Origin of the sequence: Kutzneria sp. 744, from assembly GCF_000568255.1 — a bacterium.
Classification (GTDB): domain Bacteria; phylum Actinomycetota; class Actinomycetes; order Mycobacteriales; family Pseudonocardiaceae; genus Kutzneria.
In genome coordinates, this window is sequence record NZ_KK037166.1 from 2513089 (window position 1) to 2526815 (window position 13727).

Genomic DNA, 13727 nt, shown 5'->3' on the forward strand with positions numbered 1-13727 from the left:
CTGCCGGGCCGGGGAAGCGAAACCCTGCGGATCCGGTCACGCGGTCGACTTGGCCCGGGCCCGATGCGCGCGGAGGTTCTCCACGTTGCCGCAGGTCTTGGTGGCGTGCCAGACCCCGCTGTTGTTACGAGAGCGGTCGAAGAATGCGACCTGGCAGCGGGGATTGCGGCAGACCTTCAGCCGCCGCCAGGTGTCGGCCTGCTGCGCGGCGAGCATCTCGATCAGCACCACCGACGCCACCAGCCGCGCCCCGGTCCCCCGCGGCTCGATCGCCACCCGGCCGTCGGACCCCAGCCGCAGCGTCGCCGACGACAGCTCATGCGCGGGCTCCCCACCGGTCAGCAGGGTCTTGATCTCCTCTCGCAGGCCGCGGACCTGATCGAGGTCACGCTCCGTCAGCGACACCTCGGGCCGCTCACGGCCGGTCTCCTCGGCCCACGCCGCGAGCGCGCCGTCGAGCCAGGGCTGGGCGCCGTCCAGCGACGCCAACAGATCCACTCGCGGCTTGCCGGCCGGGAGCGTGTTCAGCAGGTCGTGCACGAAGCCGAGGCCCGCCGGGGCGACGTCCATCCCGTACCGCCCGTTCGCCGGCCACACGGCGCACCACCTCTCGACGACATACCTGTCAAGGATACAGTTATTTCGCATGGAGGGATCGGCGCGCCCGGGCTAGCCTCCGGCCGTGACCCCGACCATCCGCACCGAACGCCTGCTGCTGGAGCCCTACGACCACGGCGACGAAGAGACCTTCGTGGTGCTGGTGGGCGACGAGGCCGTCAACCGCTACGTCGGCGACGGCGCATTGTCCGAACAGGACGCCCGGGCGCTGTTCCTCCGCGTGTTCCCGGTCTACGAGGAGAACCGCTTCGACGTCTGGGCGGTGCGCGAGGACGGCCGGCACATCGGGCACGCCGAGATCAAGCCCAGCAAGACGATCGAGGGCCACGAGCTGGTCTACGTCCTGGCCGAGCCGGCCTGGGGCCGTGGCCTCGGCACCGAGCTGGCCACCGCCATCGTGGCCTACGGCTTCGACACGCTCGGACTCGACCGGGTCTACGCCACCGTGCACGAGGACAACGCGGCGTCGTTGCACACCCTGGGCAAGATCGGTTTCGTGCACGACCGTGACATGTCCAATGAGGACGGCCATGTCACCAGAGTGCTGGTGGCGCACCGGGATCGCGCGGGGGAAGGTACGCTTCCCCCGCGCGATCGGCATCACGGGTAGTCGGTGACGAACACCGGCTGGCCGACCTTGGTCGTGTCGGCCGGGCCGCCGACGCCGTTGACCACGTGGTCGATGGTGCCGGCGCTGAGGTTGACGGTCATGATGTGGTGCAGCTGCACGCCGGGCCGGTTCGGGGCCTCGAAACCGTTGGCGGTGTGGATGGTCGTGTTGTTCTGGTTGAACACGTAGACCCCGGCGCCGTACAGGTGGTGGGTCTTCACCTTGTCGCCGACCTTGTAGCCGCCGTAGCCCAACACCTTGCCGTTCATCCAGTCGGCCTGCGTCGGCGGGTCGTAGGGCAACTCGTTCTGGTACATGATGGTGGTGCCGTCGTTGCCGTTCCAGACCGTGTTGTACGTCTGGAAGTGCTCGACGAACATGCCGGTGGCGGTGACGTGGTCGCCGTTGATGACCGCGCCGACCCGGCCGATGTTGGTGTTCCAGCGCTGGGTGTCGGTCAGGTTCTCCACGCCGTGGTCGGCCCTCCACACCCAGGTGTTGTCGATGATCACGTTGTCGCTGTTGACTTCCAGCGCGGTGTCGGCGCTGCCCACGTGCGGGCCGCCGACCCGGAAGTACACATCGGACAGCGTCGTCGGGTCGCCGGCCGAGCTGAAGCCGATGCCGTGCTCACGGCCGACCCGCAGCACCACCGGGGACTTCTGGGCGCCCGCGTCGAACGTCACGCCGGCCACGATCACGCCGGGAACGTTGGCGATGTCCAACGGAATCGCGCCGTGGTCGGCGGTGAGGGTGGCGTGCCCGAGCCCGAGGATCACGGTGTCGGGGCGGAACACGTGGATGCTCTGCGCCACGTTGTACACGCCCGGCGTGAGCAGAAGGTTCCTGCCCAGCGCCAGTTCCGCGTTGATCAGCCACACCGGGTCGGACGGCTTGGCCACGAAGAAGTCGGACAGCGGGACGGTGCGCCCGGGCGTCATGCCGTTGGCCCAGGTGACGCCCTTGCTGTTGTGCTGCACCGACGGCACCCGCACGTTGTACTTCCCGTGCGAGTCGACGAAGAGGTACGACTTCTCGCGGCTGGCCGGGGTGGTGTCGAGAGTGGTGTACGGCGGGTTGGGGAAGCCCGTCTCGGCGGGCGCGCCGACCACACCGGAGAAGACCTGGTTCCACACGCCGTTGGACCAGCCGGCGACCTCGCTGTTGCGGATCAGCCACTGCTGCTGCGAGCCGTTGGTCACCGACGGCAGCTTGGAGTCGGCGATGAAGCCGCCGCTGGCGTACTGCGGGCCGGCGGTGCAGTAGTCCATCAGCGACAGGCCGCCGCCGGTGACGTTGACCCGGCGCACGGAAGCGGCCTGCGACACGGCCCAGAAGTTGGCGGTGGCGCGGCAGGCGTCCTGGCCGGTGGCGTTGATGTTGAGCGAGAGGTTGGACACGGTGCGCCAGAAGTTCACCAGCGCCAGGCAGTTGCTGGTGCCGCCGCCCTCCAGGCACCGGTTGTAGGTCTCGATCTTGCCGTTGATCACGACGTCGTTCGGGGACGCGCCGAGGCCGGCGATCTCGGTGTAGTAGCCGACCTTGATCTGCAGCGGCTGGGTCGCGGTGCCGTAGGTGCCGGGCTTGAACAGGAACGCGACGCGCTGCGTGCCCATCTCGTTGTCGACCTGCTGCGTGCTGGCCGCGTCCAGCGCCGCCTGGATCTGCGTCACCGGCATCGACGGGTCGAACACGGTGACGTTGGGGCCCAGGTCGGGGCCGCCGCTGCCGCCGAGGTGATACTGCGGCGCCGGAGCCGCCGTCGCTATGGCGGGCAGGGCCGCCACCAGCGCAATGCCGAGCACGAGCGCCCGGCCGAGTCTTCGAGCCATGGTCATAGGTCGTCCTGTCGTCTCGGGGTCTGACGAACGCCGGGAAGGGGCTTTCCCGCACTCGGAGTGCGGGAAAGCCCCCTTCCCAGCGTCGGGCGGACCGGTGAGAGCGCTCTCTCGCGGCCCGGGCGGGTCCCGTGTTCGGTCTAACGATGGGAGGTTGGCTAGTTCTACCTCGTTGATCGCCCCCGCGCTACGGCCCGACCGGATTGAGCGTCCGGACGTCCCCTCTGCGGCGTTCGAGTGACCACGCACCGCGACGGACCGGTCACGGCTAGGGTTGGACCGTGCCCACTTCCGTCCTGCCCACCGTGCGGGTCGGGGATGTGGAGATCGCCTACCGGGACACCGGTTCCGGCGACGGCCCGCCGGTCGTGCTGCTGCACGCCATGGCCAGCAGCGGCAGGACCTGGCGCCGGCTGGCGGCGTGCCTGGGCGACCGCCGGGTGATCGTGCCGGACCTGCGGGGCCACGGCCGGAGTTCCCGCGCGGCGGACTACACGCTGGCCGGTTTCCGGGACGACATCGTCGGTCTGCTCGACGAGTTGGGCCTGAGGCAGGTGGACCTGGTCGGCCATTCGCTGGGCGGGCGGGTGGCGGCGATGATCGCGCTGGAGCAGCCGGGCCGGGTGCGCCGGCTGGTCCTGGAGGACACTCCCCCGCCGCCGCACGAGCCGGGCCCACCGCCGACGAGATCGTTGGCGTCGCTGGCCGAACTGCTCGTGTGGCGCGCCTTCGATCGGACCATGGTGCGGCCGGTGATCACGCAGTTCCGCACGCCGGACCCGTTCTGGTGGTCACGGCTGCCGGCGGTCGCGGCGCCGACGCTGCTCGTGCACGGCGGCCCGGGCAGCCACGTCCGGCTCGACCACGTCACGGAGATGACGCGCCGGCTGCCGAACGGGCGGCTGGTGGCCATCGCGGCCGGGCACCGCGTGCACAGCCGGTGCCCGAACCAGTTCCGCGATGTGGTGGTGCCGTTTCTTCAGAGCCGCGACACCTGGTAGTGCCGAATCTTCTCACCCTCGACCACCAGGCTGAGCTGAACGCTCACGGTGTCCCGGTCGGTGAAGGTGAAATCGACGTGCAGGTAGCCGAGCACCAGGTTCTCGGCCAGCCGGCGCGTTTCCTGGATCTCGTACTCAGCCACCATTCCGAGCGGCTGGGAATCGTAGTACTCGGCGACACCCTTGGGCCCGACCGTGTACGGATGCAGGCCCTGGAAAATGGCGTCCTCGGTGAAGTTTGCGGCCACCCGCTCCGGATCGTGGGCGTCGACCGCGCTCTTCCACCGGCCCAGGACCGTGGTCAGGATCCGCTCTTCGGCGTTCATTCTCAGTGCCCCGCGCTCTGGCCGCCGTCGACGTGCAGGATCTCGCCGGTGACGAACCGGTTGTTCTCCAGGTACAGAATGGCGTCGACCACCTCGTCGATCTCGCCCAGCCTACCGACGGGGTGCAAGCCGGCCAGGAAGTCGTGCGTTTCGGGCGCGTGCATCGGCGTGCGGATGATGCCCAGCGCCACGCTGTTGACCCGCACGCCGCGGGCCGCGTACTCGATGGCCAGGGACCTGGTCACGGCGTTGAGGCCGCCCTTGGTCAGCGAGGCCAGGGCCGAGGGCACCTGGGCGAGGGCGTGGTCGACCAGCGTGGTCGAGATCGACACGACGTGCCCGCCGCCCTGTTCCACCATGGCCGCCACCGCACCGCGGGAGATGTCGAAGAATCCCCGCAGGTTGATGCCGGTGACCGCGTCGTAGTCCTCGTCGGTGTACTCGGTGAACGGCTTGGCCAAGAATATGCCGGCATTGTTGACCAGCGTGTCGATACGTCCGAACGTGGCCAGCGTCTGCTGGACGACCTCGACGCCGGCACCCGGTCGGGAAAGGTCGGCCCTGATGGCCAACACCTCCGGATCGCCGGATTCCTCGATGGACCGGGAAACGGCCACCACGCGGTAGCCGAGCTTGCGGTAGGCGGCCACCAGGCCGGCGCCGATCCCCTGGGACGCGCCGGTCACAATCGCGACCTTCTGTGCTGCGCTCATCGAACTTCTCGCTTTCCGGGTGGTTCCTCCGTCTGACTAGTTCGATGGTGCTCCAACAAGAACGCGGTTGCCACGACCGCTTTCCTAGGCTGTGGTAGGCGAAACCTCACAGGGCCGCACACATCCCGCCAACCCGGCGCTTCGACCGGCGGCCGGCGCCCGGTGGCGGCGATGATGGGCCCATGCCCGACGATCACGTGGCGATCCAGAACCTGATCGCCCGCTACGCCCTCCTGGTCGACACCGGCGACTTCGCCGGCGTCGGCGACCTGTTCGCCGAGGCCACCTTCGTCGGCGTCGGCGAGTTCACCGGCCGCGAGGCCGTCACGGCGATGCTGGAGAACACCGTCATCCGTTACGAGGACGGCACGCCCGGCACCCAGCACGCCACCAGCAACCTGATCATCGAGGTCGACGGCGACACTGCCGTCACGCACGCGTACGTGACGATTTTCCAGGCCCTACCGGACTTTCCGCTGCAGTGCATCGCCGCCGGCCGCTACCGGGACGCCTTCGCGCGCGTCGACGGCCGCTGGCGGTTCGCCGAACGGCGGGTCACGATTCACCTGCGCGGGGACTTGAGCCGGCACCTACAGTCCTGACATGCCCGAGTTCATCCGCGAGGATCTCAGCGGCTCCCGGTTCGAGCGCGTCCGGTTCATCGGGGCCGAGTTCCGTTCCGTCAACCTGACCGACGTGAAGATGCGTGGGGCGCTGGTCAAGGACGCCACCCTGCACGGCCTGGAGCTGCGCAACGTGGACATCACCGGTGAGCTGGTCAACGTCACCGTGAACGGGGTCGACATCGGCCCGCTGGTCGAGGCCGAGCTGGACCGCCGGCACCCCGACCGGGCGAAGATGCGGCCCACCGACCCGGCCGGCTTCCGCACCGCGTGGGACGTGGTGGAACGCCTGTGGGACCGGACCGTTCGACGGGCCCGCACCTTCGATCCCGCGCTGCTGCACGAATCCGTGGACGGCGAGTGGTCGTTCATCGAGACCCAGCGGCACCTGGTGTTCGCCACCGAATGCTGGATCTACCGGGGAATTCTCGGCCAGCCGGCGCCGTGGCACGAGCTTTCCCTGCCGTGGGACGAGATGCCCGACACCCCGGGCGTGCCCCGCGACCGGGCGGCGCGGCCGTCGCTGGACGAGGTGCTGGAGCTGCGGCGGGACCGGATGGCCACGGTGCGGGAGCTGGTCGACGACCTGACCGAGGAGTTCCTGGCCGGCGACACCGAGCCGGCCGACGGCGTCGGCTGGCCGCCGTCCGGGGAGAGCTTCCCGGTGCGGGAGTGCCTGCTGACCGTGCTGAACGAGGAGTGGGAGCACCGGCTGTACGCCGAACGCGATCTGGACGTACTTTCCGGCCGTGTCGATTCCGGCAGTGTCGATTCCGGTAGGGGATCGTCCGGAACTGGTTCTACCGTGTCGGCATGACCGAGCCCTTCGTAGACGTGCTGTTCGACGGCGTCGAGGCCGAGCCGCCGGTGGCCGGCGACGAGCTGACCACGCTGGTGCGCACTCTGGAGCGCAATCGCCGGGTGCTGGCCTGGAAGTGCGCCGGCCTCGACGCCGCCGCCATGTCGACCCAGATCGGCAAGTCGTCGATCACCCTCGGCGGACTGCTGCGCCACCTGACCCGGTGCGAGGCGTCGACGTTCGTGTGGAAACTGAACGGCGGCCCGAGCCCCACCCGCGCGGACTGGGAATCCGACTGGGAATGGGGCCCGGGCAGCGATGTCGAGCAGACCTGGCGGGACTGGCGGGCGGCCGTGGAGCGGTCGCGGCGGCTGGTCGCGGAGGCGCTCGCCGACGGTGGCCTCGACCGGGCCAAGGGGCAGGAGTTCCCCGGCTGGGGCACGCCCAGCCTGCGCCGGCTGCTGACCGACATGATCGAGGAGTACGCCCGGCACACCGGCCACGCCGACCTGATCCGCGAGGCGATCGACGGTCGGGTCGGGGAGGACGCCCCGTGATGGAGTTCCGTTTCAGCGGCGAGATCTGGCACTGGCGCGGGCCGTCGCCGTTCTACTTCGTGACGATGCCCGAGGATCAGTGCCGCGAGCTGCACGAGGTGTCGGCGGCGGTCTCGTACGGCTGGGGCTGCGTGCCGTGCACCGTCACCCTCGGCGACACCACCTGGCAGACGTCCATGTTCCCCAAGGACGGCCGCTATCTCGTGCCGCTGAAGGCGAAGGTGCGCCGGGCCGAGGACGTCGACGAGGGCATGGTCGTCGACCTCCGGCTGGCGGTCAGCTCTTGAGGTTCTCCTCGCACCACTGGCGGAAACCGGTGGGGCTGCTGGATTCCGGGGTACGCGGCTCGGCGTTGTCCAGGCCGTTGTTCTTGGCTGTCATCATGTCGTAGAAGCCTCGGACGACGGCCTCGGTCGCGCCGGAGGCCCGCAGCCCGGCCAGGAAAGCCTCGGGCTCAACGTGTTCACAGTGGACGGTCCGGCCGAGCACATCGCCCATGATCGCCGCCATCTCGTTGCTGGAGATGTCTTCCGGGCCGAGCACGGCCACATGGCCCTGGCCGGTCCAGGTGTCGTCGAGCAGCAGCCGGGTGGCCGCGGCGGCGATGTCCTTGGTGGCGCAGTGCGGCAGCCTCAGGTCGGGGTGCAGCGGCGTGCGGTAGACCCCGTGCTCGACGATCTCCGCGAGATCCCGCAGCACGTTGTCCATGAAGCCGGGCAACGCCAGGGCGCGGAAGTTGACGCCGGTGTCGGCGATCAGGTCGTCCATGGCCAGCGCGGCCGTGACGAAGCCGGCCCGGTCTGCGACGGCCGTGCCGCGGCCGAGGGCGGAGACGCCGACGACGCGGTGCACGCCCTGGCTGGTGAAGGCGTCGCAGGCGGCGCGGGCGAAGTCGCGGTAGGCCGCGTCGAGACTCTCGGCCCGAAAGTTCGGCGGCGCCAACCAGAACACGGCGTCCGCGCCGGCGAAGGCGGTGTTGACGACATCGGCGTCGCCGTGCGAGCCGGGGACGACCTCGATTCGTTCTCTGACGTCTTCGGGCAGGCGGGCCGGGTCGCGCACGATCACGCGGACCTTGGCGTCGTGGTCGAGCAGGTTCCGGAGCACCTTGCTGCCGATGGATCCGGTCGGGGTGGTCACAACGATCATGTCCTGAAGTCAACCGCCGGCCCCGGAAAAACGGAATGACCGATCCGGTTGTGATTGATACCCTGGAGATATGAGTGACCTGGAGGTCCGGCAGCTCCGGTATTTCGTCGCGGTGGCCGAGGAACTGCACTTCGGGCGGGCCGCCGAACGACTGGGCATGGCGCAGCCGCCGCTGTCCCGGGCGATCCGGGACCTGGAGCGGCAACTCGGCGTGCAGCTGTTGATCCGCACCACTCGGCAGGTCTCGCTCACCCCGGCCGGCGAGGTGCTGCTGCGGGACGGGCTGGCCGCGCTGGACGCCGTCGCAGCGGCCGGGCGGCGGGCCCAGCACGCCGGCCGGGACGAGCCCGGGCTTCGACTGACCCTCAAGGCCGACTACGACGGCGGGCTGCTGCCGCAGATCTTGGCTCTGTACGAACAAGAAGACGCCGCCGTTCCGGTGTCGGTGCACATGGGCGGCCGCGGCGAGCAGGCCCCGGCCCTGCGTGACGGCCGGGCCGACGTCGCCCTCGTCCCGGCCCCGTTCGACGACCGGGACATCGACTTCGAGCCGTTGACGACCGAGCCCTGCTTCGTCGCCCTGGCCGCGACGGATCCGTTGGTGGCCAAGGAAACCCTGCGCCAGGCCGACCTGGCCGGGCGGCCGGGGCCGGGCGACGTCAGCGGCGGCCGGCCGCTGGATCTGGCGCAGATCTTCGGCCTGGTCGAGCTGGGCAAGATCGTCTGGTATCCGCCGTTGTCGGTCACCCGCCGCCATGCCCGGCCCGGCATCGTCTACCGGCCGGTGCTCGACCTCGACCCGATCACCATCGCCGTGGCCTGGCCCCGCGAGGCCCGCTCGCCGGCCGTCGCCGCGTTCGTGCGCACGGCGATGACAGTGGCCAGCCTGGTGCCGGCCACCGCAGGCTAGGCTCGCGCCCATGGACGTCGACGATCTGGCTTCCGCGTTGCAGGACAGCGTGAGCCTGCTCGCGCGCCGACTCCGCCAGGCCGCGACGCCCGGGGAGCTCACCCTGCCGGAGCGCTCGGCACTGTCCCGTTTGGACCGTGGCGGGCCGTCGACGTCGGCCGAACTGGCGCGGGCGGAGCAGATCACCCCGCAAGCCATGGCCACCACCCTCGGCGGGCTGGAGCAGCGCGGCCTGGTCGAGCGCCGCAACGATCCGCACGACGGCCGCCGGATCATCATGTCGGCCAGCGAGTCGGGGCGGGAAGTGTTGCGCCGCAAGCGGGCCGCCCACGCCCGGCAGCTGGCCGCCGCCCTCGGCTCCGGCTTCTCCGAGGAGGAGTTGGCCGCGCTGGCCTTCGCCGTGCCGCTGATCGAGCGGCTCGCCGAAGGGATCTAGGGCGTCAGCACGATCTTGCCGAGGTTGGCCCGTGCCTCCATGATCCGGTGCGCCTGGGCGGCTTCTTCGAGCGGCAGCGTGGCGTGGACGGCCGGCTTCAGGGCACCTCGCGCGTGCAGGTCCCACAGTTCCCGGCGGTGTCGAGCGTAGACCTCCGGGCGACGGGAAGCCAAGTGCGCCATGGCAAAGCCGATGATAGTGCGGCCGTGGAAGCGGAGCTCGTTGACGTCCACCTTCTCCCCCGCCGCGTTGAACGAGACGAGGCGGCCGAACGGCGCCAGCTGGTTCAGGGCCGCGTTCTGGGCCTCGCCGCCGGCCCCGTCGAGCACGACGTCGACCGGCCGGGACGCGGTCTGGTCGTAGCGGATGACCTCGTGCGCCCCGATGCCGCGTAGGAAGTCGGCCTTGCTCTCGTCGCTGACCGCGGCCACGACCCGGCTCGCGCCGAAGGCGTTGGCCAGCTGGATCGCGAGGTGGCCGACGGCCCCGGCCGCCGCAGTGATCAACACGCTCTCGCCCGGGTGCATTGCCGCCGCGCGGAGGGTGCCGAGGGCGACCTGACCGCCGCGGACCAGCGAAACCGCCGCCGCGTCGTCGACGCCGTCCGGGACGTGGGCGAGGAACGGCGCCACGACCGTGGCGAACTCGGCGTAGGCGCCGGAGAAGGCCAGGCCCGCCACGCGTTGCCCCAGTCGGAAGTCGGTGACGTTCGGGCCGATCGCCACCACGCGGCCGACCACCTCGCCGCCGGGGACGTGCGGCAGCTCGGCACTGTTGCCCCTGCTCAGGCGCACGATCGGCAGGCTGACGCCGATCGCGTCCACCTCGACCAGCACCTGCCCCTCGCCCGGCTCCGGCCGCTCGGCGTGGTCCATTTCCAGCACCTCGGGTCCGCCGTAGCGGCGAAAGACGACACGACGCATGCCAATCCCCTCGTGACTTCAACGCTGTTGAACTTCAACGTCGTTGAAGTCTGCGGCATACTGGTGGCCGTCGTCAAACGCGTCATTGAGGAGAGGCCCGTGCGGCTCAATCGCGAGCAGGTGTTGTCCGCCGCGCTCGACCTGCTCGACGAGGTCGGGCTCGACCAGCTGACCATGCGGCGGCTGACCACCGCCCTCGGCGTGCAGAACGGGGCCACGTACTGGCATTTCCGCAGCAAGCAGGCCCTGTTGGAGGCCATGGCCGACGAGCTGCTGACCGGGGTCGCCGAAGGCGTGACCGGGCCGTGGGACACACGGGTCGCTGACCTCGCGCGACGGCTTCGACGGGCGCTGCTGAGCCGCCGTGACGGGGCGCGCGTCTACTCGGCGGTGTTCTTCCCGCTGCCCAACGCCCTGGCCTACGGGGACGCGATGATCGGGGCGCTACTGGAGGCCGGCCTGTCGCCTCGCGACGCCGCCTGGACCGCCGACACCGTCACGTATCACGTTGTGGCCCATACGATCGAGCACCAGCTGGCGTTGACCGACGAGGGCGCTGAACGGCTGACCGCGGCCGTCGAGCCGTACGCGAACCTGGCGGCGGCCATCGAGTTCGTGCCGGCGCCCCATCCCGACGAGCACTTCGAGCACGGGCTGCGGCTGATCATCACGGGCATCCGCGCCGCGACCTGAGGGCCGGCCGGAATCGGCCGGCCCCCTGAACGTCAGCTCTGCTGACGGTGTGCGCTACTGACGGTGTTGTCTACTGAAGGTCCTCGAACTCGACGACCTGGCGCACCTCGACCTCGATCTCCGTGAAGAGCGCGGCGTATTCCTCGGCGTAGGCCACGGCCTGCTCGCGACTGTCGGCGTTGATCAGCGCGAAGCCGCCGATGACCTCCTTGGCCTCGGTGAACGGGCCGTCGGTCGAGGCGATGGAGCCGGCGGCGGTCTTGCGCACCAGGGCGCCCTTGGCCGACGGGTGCACGCCCTCGGCCGTGATGAGGATGCCGCGGGCGGTCCAGTCCCCGATCTTCTCGCCCATTTTCTGGATGAACTCCGGGCTGGGGTTCCAGGCCTCGGGCAGGCTCTCGTCCATCCGGTGCATCATGAGGAACCGCATCGTCGTGCTCCCTGTCGTCGCTCGGCCGGTCCGTCCCACGATCCCAGCAGACGATCCCCCGCTGTGCTGCGAAAACGCCCAAAATTCGCCGCCGGTCCCCGTACCGTGGCACCGTGATCATCAACCGTGTGCCGGCCGGCCCGATCGAGCGGCTGATCGGCCACCCGCGACTGCCCCTGATCGCCGGCATCGGCCCGGACGTGATCCACATCTGGGACGGCCAGGGCGCGCCCCAGGTCGTCGCGGCCAGCGGCCCTGTGGCCTGGCACCCGACGGAACCGTTGCTGCTGAACAGAACCGTGCGCTGGACGCCGGACGGCGTGGCACCGTCGGATCTCGCCGACCACTACGACTACCTGGCGTTCAGCCCCGACGGCGAGACGGTCTTCGCCTCGCCGAGCGAAGGCGACTGGGACCACGCCGACGCGATCACCAACGGCAGGGTCGAATCCGGTCCGCGCTGGGACACCGGGCTCGCGGTGCATCCGGCCGGCGGGTTGGCGGTGGCGTTGCAGAGCGAGCAGGGCGCGACGCTGGCGGTGTTCGCCCGCGTCAACCGGGGAGCGCTGCGCCTGCTGGATCGTGCGCTGATCCTGGACGTCGACGGGTACCGGGCGCCGATCTTCAGCGCCGACGGCCGGCACATCGCCATCCGTGGCAACGCGTACGAGAACACGTTGGCGGTATTCGAGTTTCCATCGCTGCGGCGCGTGCTGTCCACGACGCTCGGCGCCCCCTTCCCCGGCTACCCGATCCCGGACGACTGGCGGGCGGAGATGGACTCCTGGTCGCGGCACAACATCGCGTTCGGCGCCGCGCTGTGGATCGGCACGCCGAGCGGGTCCTTGGTCGAGATCGACGTCGCCGACGGGAACGCCGTCGGACACGACGAACTGGTGGGTGCCCCGATCACCGCCCTGGCCGCCATGGCGACCGGCAACGTCGTCGTGGCCACCGCCGGCGAGCTCGTGCTGATCACCGCCGCCGCGCCGGCGGATCCCGTTGGTGTCGAAGGATTCCTGACCGCCACCAACGAGATTCCCGCCGACGCCGACGTCTGGTCGGTCGCCACCAAGACCGACGGCACCCGCAGCTGGGACGACCCGGCCACCGTGGCCGAGGCCGAGCCGACCGATCCGACCTGGCTGCGGCTTCAGGCGGAGGTCAACTCGCAGCAATAGCGTCGAGCATCCGGGCCAGCTCAACAGGCTTGGTGGCCATCGGCCAGTGCCCGGAGTCGATGTCCACGTACTCCACACGCTCGGCCTTGGCCAGCTCGGCGACCTCGCCGCCGTCGATCCACTTCTTGGCCTGCTCGGGGCTGAACTCCGGGCACACGAGCGTGACGGGCACGGCGAAGCGGCGTTCGTCGGTGTAGCGGACGACGCCGGTGGCCACGCCCTCGGGCACGGGGATCGCGGCGGCGGCCATGCGCTGCCGGGTGGCGGCGTCGAGGTCGGCGATGTCCGGGCCCTCGAACGGATCCCAGCCGGGGAAGGCCATCGCGCCGTCGCGGATCTCGAAGAAGTCGGCGTAGGGCTGGCCGTCCGAGGTCGGGAAACCGCCGATGAGCACGACCCCGGCCACCCGGTCCGGCCTCCGGTCGGCGGCCAGCCAGGCCAGCGTGCAGGCGGCGGAATGCCCGACCACCACGGGGTTTTCCTCCGCCGAGTCCACGGCGGACAGCACGGCCGCGAGCTGGTCGTCGAGGGTGGCGGCGGCGTTGCCGTCGCCCTGGCCGGGCAGGGTGATCGGCACGGCCCGGTGGTCCAGGGCGGCCACGACGTCGTCCCACGCGGTCGACCCGTCCAGCCACAGGCCGGAGGCGAGCAGAATGTCCATGCGGGGCAGCCTAGGAGCAATTCCGGACGTTCGGCTTCCGGTTCACCTAGCCTGCTGACGTGAGCACCGACATCAGCCCCACCGCGCGGGCGCTGCGGACCCTGGAGATCCTCCAGACCCGGCCCGGCACCACGGCGGACGAGCTGGCCGAGCGCCTGGGCGTGACCGAGCGCGCCGCCCGGCGCTACGTCGGCATCCTGCGCGAGGCCGGCATCCCGGTCGAGTCGGTCCGCGGCCCGCACGGCGGCTACCGGCTCGG

19 protein-coding genes are annotated in these 13727 nt (G+C 70.4%); 11 read left to right on the forward strand and 8 right to left on the reverse strand.

The window, feature by feature from the left end; genetic code table 11:
* Positions 1-36 precede the first annotated feature (36 nt).
* Positions 37-597 carry a CGNR zinc finger domain-containing protein gene (locus tag KUTG_RS11075; RefSeq protein WP_232240750.1) on the reverse strand — a complete coding sequence of 187 codons (561 nt, stop codon included), beginning with the start codon at positions 595-597 and terminating at the stop codon, positions 37-39.
* 85 nt (positions 598-682) lie between these two features.
* Between KUTG_RS11075 and KUTG_RS11080 the strand changes: the two genes are divergently transcribed.
* Positions 683-1228: a GNAT family N-acetyltransferase gene (locus KUTG_RS11080; protein WP_052394323.1), complete on the forward strand. Its 546-nt coding sequence runs from the start codon at positions 683-685 to the stop codon at positions 1226-1228.
* Here KUTG_RS11080 and KUTG_RS11085 read toward each other — a convergent pair.
* Entirely contained in the window at positions 1219-3060 is a 1842-nt protein-coding gene (locus tag KUTG_RS11085) for a hypothetical protein (RefSeq protein WP_198047093.1), read from the reverse strand. The genes KUTG_RS11080 and KUTG_RS11085 overlap by 10 nt on opposite strands.
* Before the next feature lie 287 nt (positions 3061-3347).
* Here KUTG_RS11085 and KUTG_RS11090 point away from each other — a divergent pair, with 287 nt between their 5' ends.
* The gene (locus tag KUTG_RS11090; RefSeq protein ID WP_043716690.1) at positions 3348-4067 is read left to right on the forward strand and encodes an alpha/beta fold hydrolase; all 720 of its coding nucleotides are present in this window, start codon (positions 3348-3350) and stop codon (positions 4065-4067) included.
* Here the strand turns inward: KUTG_RS11090 and KUTG_RS11095 are convergent.
* Positions 4046-4393, reverse strand: a complete 348-nt coding sequence (locus KUTG_RS11095) for a nuclear transport factor 2 family protein (RefSeq protein WP_043716691.1) — start codon at positions 4391-4393, stop codon at positions 4046-4048. The genes KUTG_RS11090 and KUTG_RS11095 overlap by 22 nt on opposite strands.
* Before the next feature lie 2 nt (positions 4394-4395).
* Positions 4396-5106: an SDR family NAD(P)-dependent oxidoreductase gene (locus KUTG_RS11100; RefSeq protein ID WP_043716692.1), complete on the reverse strand. Its 711-nt coding sequence runs from the start codon at positions 5104-5106 to the stop codon at positions 4396-4398.
* A gap of 182 nt (positions 5107-5288) precedes the next feature.
* Between KUTG_RS11100 and KUTG_RS11105 the strand changes: the two genes are divergently transcribed.
* Genes KUTG_RS11105 through KUTG_RS11120 form a run of 4 tightly spaced genes read left to right on the forward strand, consistent with a single transcriptional unit; the run spans position 5289 to position 7372 of the window.
* A complete protein-coding gene (locus tag KUTG_RS11105; protein ID WP_043716693.1) occupies positions 5289-5708 on the forward strand; it encodes a nuclear transport factor 2 family protein in 420 nt (139 codons plus the stop codon).
* A 1-nt stretch (position 5709) separates the two neighbouring features.
* The gene (locus KUTG_RS11110) at positions 5710-6546 is read left to right on the forward strand and encodes a DinB family protein (RefSeq protein ID WP_052394324.1); all 837 of its coding nucleotides are present in this window, start codon (positions 5710-5712) and stop codon (positions 6544-6546) included.
* A complete protein-coding gene (locus tag KUTG_RS11115) occupies positions 6543-7085 on the forward strand; it encodes a mycothiol transferase (protein WP_052394325.1) in 543 nt (180 codons plus the stop codon). The genes KUTG_RS11110 and KUTG_RS11115 overlap by 4 nt, the downstream gene beginning before the upstream one ends.
* On the forward strand, positions 7085-7372 hold the full coding sequence (locus KUTG_RS11120; RefSeq protein ID WP_043716694.1) for a DUF1905 domain-containing protein: 288 nt from the start codon (positions 7085-7087) through the stop codon (positions 7370-7372). The genes KUTG_RS11115 and KUTG_RS11120 overlap by 1 nt, the downstream gene beginning before the upstream one ends.
* Here KUTG_RS11120 and KUTG_RS11125 read toward each other — a convergent pair.
* Positions 7362-8234, reverse strand: a complete 873-nt coding sequence (locus KUTG_RS11125; protein ID WP_043716695.1) for an NAD(P)H-binding protein — start codon at positions 8232-8234, stop codon at positions 7362-7364. The two genes, KUTG_RS11120 and KUTG_RS11125, sit on opposite strands and share 11 nt — an antisense overlap.
* Positions 8235-8304: 70 nt before the next feature.
* Here KUTG_RS11125 and KUTG_RS11130 point away from each other — a divergent pair, with 70 nt between their 5' ends.
* Together KUTG_RS11130 and KUTG_RS11135 are read left to right on the forward strand one after the other, a co-directional pair.
* Positions 8305-9144 (forward strand): LysR family transcriptional regulator, encoded by an 840-nt coding sequence (locus tag KUTG_RS11130; protein ID WP_043716696.1) that lies wholly within the window; start codon positions 8305-8307, stop codon positions 9142-9144.
* Between the two features lie 10 nt (positions 9145-9154).
* On the forward strand, positions 9155-9580 hold the full coding sequence (locus tag KUTG_RS11135; RefSeq protein WP_043716698.1) for a MarR family winged helix-turn-helix transcriptional regulator: 426 nt from the start codon (positions 9155-9157) through the stop codon (positions 9578-9580).
* On the opposite strand, the gene KUTG_RS11140 is transcribed toward KUTG_RS11135, so the two are convergent.
* The gene (locus KUTG_RS11140; protein ID WP_043716700.1) at positions 9577-10503 is read right to left on the reverse strand and encodes a quinone oxidoreductase family protein; all 927 of its coding nucleotides are present in this window, start codon (positions 10501-10503) and stop codon (positions 9577-9579) included. The genes KUTG_RS11135 and KUTG_RS11140 overlap by 4 nt on opposite strands.
* Positions 10504-10602: 99 nt before the next feature.
* Between KUTG_RS11140 and KUTG_RS58295 the strand changes: the two genes are divergently transcribed.
* A complete protein-coding gene (locus tag KUTG_RS58295; protein ID WP_198047094.1) occupies positions 10603-11196 on the forward strand; it encodes a TetR/AcrR family transcriptional regulator C-terminal domain-containing protein in 594 nt (197 codons plus the stop codon).
* A gap of 70 nt (positions 11197-11266) precedes the next feature.
* Here the strand turns inward: KUTG_RS58295 and KUTG_RS11150 are convergent, their stop codons facing one another.
* Positions 11267-11626: a YciI family protein gene (locus tag KUTG_RS11150; RefSeq protein ID WP_157494459.1), complete on the reverse strand. Its 360-nt coding sequence runs from the start codon at positions 11624-11626 to the stop codon at positions 11267-11269.
* A 113-nt stretch (positions 11627-11739) separates the two neighbouring features.
* Between KUTG_RS11150 and KUTG_RS11155 the strand changes: the two genes are divergently transcribed.
* A complete protein-coding gene (locus tag KUTG_RS11155) occupies positions 11740-12807 on the forward strand; it encodes a WD40 repeat domain-containing protein (protein WP_198047095.1) in 1068 nt (355 codons plus the stop codon).
* Here KUTG_RS11155 and KUTG_RS11160 read toward each other — a convergent pair.
* Complete coding sequence (locus KUTG_RS11160; RefSeq protein WP_043716701.1) at positions 12791-13468, reverse strand: alpha/beta fold hydrolase; 678 nt, start codon at positions 13466-13468, stop codon at positions 12791-12793. The two genes, KUTG_RS11155 and KUTG_RS11160, sit on opposite strands and share 17 nt — an antisense overlap.
* 59 nt (positions 13469-13527) lie before the next feature.
* Between KUTG_RS11160 and KUTG_RS61010 the strand changes: the two genes are divergently transcribed.
* Positions 13528-13727 (forward strand): helix-turn-helix transcriptional regulator (locus tag KUTG_RS61010; RefSeq protein ID WP_043716702.1); only part of this gene is annotated, 200 nt, incomplete at its 3' end.